5 protein-coding genes are annotated in these 5,748 nt (G+C 53.4%); 3 read left to right on the plus strand and 2 right to left on the minus strand.

Annotated features, from left to right (window positions below; genetic code table 11):
- Together MUB52_RS23755 and MUB52_RS23760 are read right to left on the minus strand one after the other, a co-directional pair.
- On the minus strand, positions 1–2,111 hold a 2,111-nt coding region (locus tag MUB52_RS23755; RefSeq protein WP_263846641.1), incomplete at its 3' end, for an ATP-binding response regulator.
- Positions 2,077–2,772, minus strand: coding sequence for a response regulator transcription factor (locus MUB52_RS23760; protein ID WP_263846642.1), 696 nt, complete (start codon positions 2,770–2,772; stop codon positions 2,077–2,079). The genes MUB52_RS23760 and MUB52_RS23755, both read right to left, overlap by 35 nt.
- Before the next feature lie 439 nt (positions 2,773–3,211).
- Between MUB52_RS23760 and MUB52_RS23765 the strand changes: the two genes are divergently transcribed.
- The 3 genes from MUB52_RS23765 to MUB52_RS23770 all read left to right on the plus strand — a co-directional run bounded on the left by MUB52_RS23765 (position 3,212) and on the right by MUB52_RS23770 (position 5,221).
- Entirely contained in the window at positions 3,212–4,006 is a 795-nt protein-coding gene (locus MUB52_RS23765; RefSeq protein WP_263846643.1) for a Pnap_2097 family protein, read from the plus strand.
- 202 nt (positions 4,007–4,208) lie between these two features.
- Entirely contained in the window at positions 4,209–4,694 is a 486-nt protein-coding gene (locus tag MUB52_RS24170) for a chlorhexidine efflux transporter (RefSeq protein ID WP_404818277.1), read from the plus strand.
- The gene (locus tag MUB52_RS23770; protein WP_263846644.1) at positions 4,691–5,221 is read left to right on the plus strand and encodes an S-adenosylmethionine decarboxylase family protein; all 531 of its coding nucleotides are present in this window, start codon (positions 4,691–4,693) and stop codon (positions 5,219–5,221) included. Before MUB52_RS24170 ends, MUB52_RS23770 begins: the two co-directional genes overlap by 4 nt.
- Positions 5,222–5,748: the final 527 nt, after the last annotated feature.

The raw sequence follows: 5,748 nt of genomic DNA on the forward strand, positions 1-5,748 counted from the left end.
TGAATGTCGCTTCCTCGCCATTCAATGTCCCCCTTCGGTGACCACTTTAATGGCCCAGTTCTAAGGGGGAAGGACAGGTGATGTAGCGCCTCAAGAAGCTCAGCGCGTTCTGCACTCGTTGCGCCCAAAGACTGGGTTGCTTTTTCTTCCAGTCGGGCGGCGATAGAAGCTTCCTCAAGATATCCCATAGTGGCGAGTAGCCCTCTTACCCGGTGAGCGGCCTCGCGGAGCGCCTCTGCTGTATCTACGTTCGTAAGGACCGCGATAGTTGCATCAAGGTTCTCCAAAAAAGATCCTATCACTTGTGCCTGCTCCGCAGGCTTCAGAGCATCGACGGCTAAAGATGACAAGGTCTGGATTGGTTTTGTAGTTTTGGTGACGGTTGATAGCACGCTTCGCAAAACAACTGTATCCACCGGCTTTGGTATCACGGCTGCAAAGGCGTTTCGTGGCCGCCCGTCAGCCAGCACATTTGCTGTCACAGCGACGACCGGAATTTTGCTTACAGCAGGATCGCTCGCGAGGTCGTATCCACTTCGCTTTGGCATCCGAAGATCGGTAAGAATCGCATCTGGTTCTAGTGAACATGCAATGCTGAGCGCCTCATCGACCGACTCTGCTTCTTCTACGCGATGTCCGTCGCGCCTGAGAAGGCCCGTAAGAACTGATCGTCCGACAGCTTCGTCATCCACGACAAGCAAACGCAAGGTGCGAGATGGTTTGTCGTTGGCCTGTGGCTTTCTTGGGAGTTCGTCAAAGACTTGTGGAAATGGAAGCGTAACTCGAAACACTGTACCCTTGCCGACACGCGAGCGAACCCTGATCTGGCCATTCAGGTCGCGAACCATCATCGCAACGATGGAGAGGCCAAGGCCTACACCTGGTGCCATCGGATCGCCCTTTGTGTATGGATCAAAAAGGCTGTTCCGTACCTGGTTTGGGATGCCGGGTCCGTGGTCAGCTACAACGAACACCAACCGGTCATTGCCTATGCGAAGGCGGATGCACACTTCGGAGCCATTTGCAAACTTTACGGCATTTCCGACGAGGTTGAGAAGAATGTGCCGTAAACGGCCAGGATCACCACGAACGGTGCCAGCATCAATGCGATTGACGAGGATTTCGGCGGCTTGGTTCGGATCTTTTTCACCACCAAAAACGAACAGAATTTCCTTGAGAACCTCTGAGGGTCGGAAAGGTTCGGATAATATTTTGCCGGGGCCGGCTTCGTTTCTTGCCGCAAAGGCAAGAATATCATCGACAAGCGACGCCATCGTGCGCCCCGCACTTGATGCGGCGATACGAAAATCTTCCGCGCTTCGATCTGATCGGTTTTTCAGCAGTTCCAGGTTTCCGAGGATCGCATTGAGCGGTGAACGAAGTTCGTGGCTGACAATTGCAAGAAAGCCGGTTTTTGCTCTGTCAGCCGCAGTTGCTTTATCGCGTGCCTCCGCGAGGCGTCGGCTTTGTAGATAGTTCCGCCTCAATTCTTGCTCTGAATGGAACTTAGCGTGGAGCCCAAATAGGATTGTTGACAGAAGAATGGTCAATGGAAACCCGATGTCTGCCATAGCATCTGTAAAGCCCCCTTGATGCCTGACTGCACAATGGACGAAGGGAAGCAAGAAGAGTGGCTGCACGACTAATGCGTGAGCAAAAAGATATGGGATAAGTGTCAAACCCGCGAGGCTGACCAGCGTGAACGCGTAGAGATACGTCAATGTACCCGGAGGCGGTCCAAGAACTGTCAACCACCAAATCAGAGCGATGGTGGGCAAGTACGTCGCCATTACAAGCAATGGCAGTCTGTCAGGGGGCGTCTTTTTGGTCAGATGCGCCGCCACGGCATACACCAAGCACAATGTGGCCCGGGCCGCCCACGCTTTCCAAAGGAGTGGTCCGGCTTGGCCGCCACTTAAAACGTAATAGTCGAAGGCGCCAAATCCGATCAGCAGCACGAGCGCCAAAACAACAGCAGATGGAAATTGTTCTGCAGCCGTTGCAAAGTAAAGCGCACGGAATCGTGTTTCATCTTCTTCGTTGGCGAACTGCAACGTTCGCGAAAGTGGTAGGGTTTCAGTCAAGATATCCGCTTCGGTAGCCAATGCCACGCACGGTCAAAATCGGTGTCTCGTCCTCTGTCAACGCATTAAGCTTCCGTCTCAAACTACTGATCACGACATCCACGTATCTTTCACTGGCATCGTGATCAGGGTGGGTCGATATGGCGTCAAGAAGCTGCATACGAGATAGCACCTTGCCTCGACCGTCAAGAAGTGCCGCGAGAACATCGAATTCCGCTTTCGTTAGGTCGGCGCGTGATCCAGAATGTCCGCTTACCTCTCGACGTGCGCGATCCATCGTAAGCGAGCCGAGTCGCAGAAGCTCAGCCGAGGTGGGTGATACTGGTGCATGCCGACGAAGTAAGGCTGCAATCCTCGCAGTAAGTTCTTCAGGTTCGAAAGGCTTAGTGACATAGTCATCTGCACCAACCGCAAATCCGGCTAGTTTGGTTTCCTTATCCCCCGCAGAGGTCAGAAAGATAATCCCAACGCCTGCGTCGCGCGCCCTGATGTTACGACCGAGATCAAGACCGCTCCCATCCGGTAGCCCGACGTCAATGATAACAGCTTCCGGTTGGCTACCGGTGTAAAGCTCCCATGCTTGTGTCGCATTCGAAGCCTCGGCAACCTCAAAGTCCCGCCTGAGGTACGCTACTGTCAGTAGCCGCAATGTCGGATCGTCTTCGATCAAAAGGATACGTTTGGGCATCGGCGGAATCCAATTCGGGCAGAGGCCTTCGCAGCAGACAGAGATTTGGGTCAAATTTTTTGGTGTACTCACAATACACTAACTCGCGCCTCATAATTCTCAAATGGTTAAGTGCTATCAAGCTTTCGTCAAATCTGGAGGCAACGATGCCGATCTTGCGCATTCCCAAAGGGACTAGATGAGCCAACAGTCCCGACCAAATTGGCAGTCTTGTCAGGGTGGCTGTATTTCAAAGTATAGGAACCTCAATGACCTGCCGCATCCTCATCGGTTAAACGGTTCACTCGCCTAAGAAAGTCGCTGGTTTTACGCCACCCTTACCGGGTGGTGGGTGAAGAATTTTGTCCAAAAGAATTTTTGCAGGAGTTCAAACATGCTACTTCAGTGCTCGACCGAAAACGTATTGGAGGCGACAGCCACGTCGTCCTTTCGGCTTGGGATGCCTCACCTAAACTCGCGCGGATTGTCCGCATCGTGGCTCATGAAAGAGGTCGGGCACCTGCATTGGCTGGCAATCGCGGAAGAACTGGACACGGCCCCCTCCCAATGGGTGGATGATAGAGGAAGGCGCTGTTTTGCATCCGTTGTTACGGCAACGCTTTCAGGCTCGCTCACTGACTATGTCGAAGATACGCTATGTCAGTTCCGAATGGTTGTCAGACCGTGTGCCGAAACGTCATGGCTCAGCCAGATTGACCTTGAGTCCGTAGACGGAAATCGAATTTGCGTCGAAATCATGACTGTCTTTGCGTCGCTGGAGGGCCATTCGAATACAAGTCTTGTCCGATCTGACATCGCGTCGTTACCGTCAACCACAGACTATGACCCCAATAAAACGCGCGCGCAGAATTTACGAAATCTATTTCATCAAGAGCGAAAGCGCGCCCATGATCCTGAAACGCCTCCGCACGTTTCCTACAGAATAGCGACGAATGATCACCTTAATGGTGTGGGATTGGTGTACTTTGCCCGGTTTCAAAACTTCTTCGGCAACGCGGAGGAAAACGCCATTCCCGAAATGCCGAAAGGCACGTCTTTGGTCGCCCGTCGCGTTCATTACTATGGCAACATGGATGCAGGTGACACACTCGACATTGTCACAGATGTGACGACCAATGTAGAGAATCTTCCCGCATGGCTGATGACCTACTCATCCGCGCGCCGCAGATCCGATAGCGCTTTGATCGCAGCCTGCGAAAGCAGCTATCGTGTTGTCCCTTCACTTGGTGCTTAACGATGGCTCTTATGTTTGGTCGTCAGATTTTCGGCCTTCAGATTGTTCGACTGCATGCCAACGGCGCGCCAATTTCAAAAGGCCTTCTGCTCGTCGCGATGGCGGTTTGCTTTTTTGCTTGGGGTCGCGGCCGACCTTGCCTTGACGCGTGTGTCAGCGGAACAATAACCACTTCAGTCCCAGAACACCGCGGAGACGTCCCATGACACCCTCTAGGTTGTCAGAGGCGCGCACCCTACCTCCCCTAAGATCGGTGCGAGAGCGGGTTATTCAGACAGTCGCATTTGAGGCTGGCGGGCTATTGATCGCGGTACCGCTCTACGGGTTGGTCTTCGAGCGCAGCAGCTTTGACTCATTCATCTTGGTAGCGGCTGTGTCCACCGTTCTCCTCCTTTGGCTGCCAATTCACAACACCGCCTTTGACCTCTGTGAGCTGCGGCTGACTGGACGGGCTGCGAGTGATCGACCTCATCGGCTCAGGTTTGCCCATGCGATCTGTGCCGAGCTTACGAGCACTTTGGTGACCTGGCCGGTGATTGTCTTTGTGGGCGGTCACGGGGTTTGGGTTGCTCTTGCCATCGATGTTGGGCTTAGCACATTCTATGTGCTGTACGGCTACCTTTTCCATCTCGTCTTCGATCGGCTGCGACCCGTACCGGTGCGCGCGGACGACGTGTGCAGATCATGACCGCAGCAACCGAGACTTTCGGCCTGCATCTTATGATTGACGGCTACGGGGCCGACGCAGAGAGGCTCGCGAACAAGGCTGGCCTGACCATCCTACTAAGGGAGCTGCCAGAACTATTGGGAATGCATGCAATTGCCGCGCCACAGGTTCTTGAAGTTGGGCCAAAGAACCGGAAAGACCCCGGAGGTGTAAGCGGCTTTGTGCTGATTGCAGAAAGCCATCTAAGCTTTCACACATTCCCGTCGCGCCGTTTTGTGACGCTCGATGTCTACACCTGCCAGGACAGCCTTGACGCGGATCGGATTGTCGCGCTTATGCAAGACTACTTCTGTTTCGAAAGTCACGATGTGTTCCTGCAACGTCGCGGCTTGCGATACCCGACAAATGATCTGATTTGGCGGGCCGACTGTTCATCAAAAGACGTAAGTGAACCGCCAACAGCCGCGCCTACTCACGAGGAGAGTTGTTCCCAAGCCTCAGTCAGTTCGACACGGAACCTTACAATCGGTGATAGAGAAAAGAGGTAATGCTCAGCGATACTTCTTGACAGTTCTACCTGCCAGCTCTGACCTGACTGAATCGGAGTGATCCGCTGGCCCGCAGCAGTTTCAAATTCGGTATGCCTACGTCCAGCGAAACTGGGGCGATCGCGTTCAAACCCACCCGGTCAGGCCCTCCTTTCAAGGAGCGCCGAAATTGTCGATTGTCTTGAAGAACTCCAAACGCGACAGCCAAGTTTTTCTGCTAAAGTTCAATGCGTCAACCAAGTCTGCACCAAATGTTCATCGAGAGCTATCGCAGCATCTGTCGTTGCTAGTTAGCGTTTTGGCCGCCCCCGCCGCCGATTTTTCCAAGGGGGGTTTCCGTGGCTCACCTCTTGGGCATGTTTCGCCAGGATAAAATTTTTTGACAGTATCAGCTCAATCCGACCGAAGCTGCATTTTGCATGAATGTCTGCTTTAGTCGGTGTATACCAATGTCCTTCCCCCTTAGAACTGGGCCATTAAAGTGGTCACCGAAGGGGGACATTGAATGGCGAGGAAGCGACATTCAG

The sequence above is a fragment of the Roseobacter sinensis genome (genome assembly GCF_025755255.1).
GTDB lineage: Bacteria > Pseudomonadota > Alphaproteobacteria > Rhodobacterales > Rhodobacteraceae > Roseobacter > Roseobacter sinensis.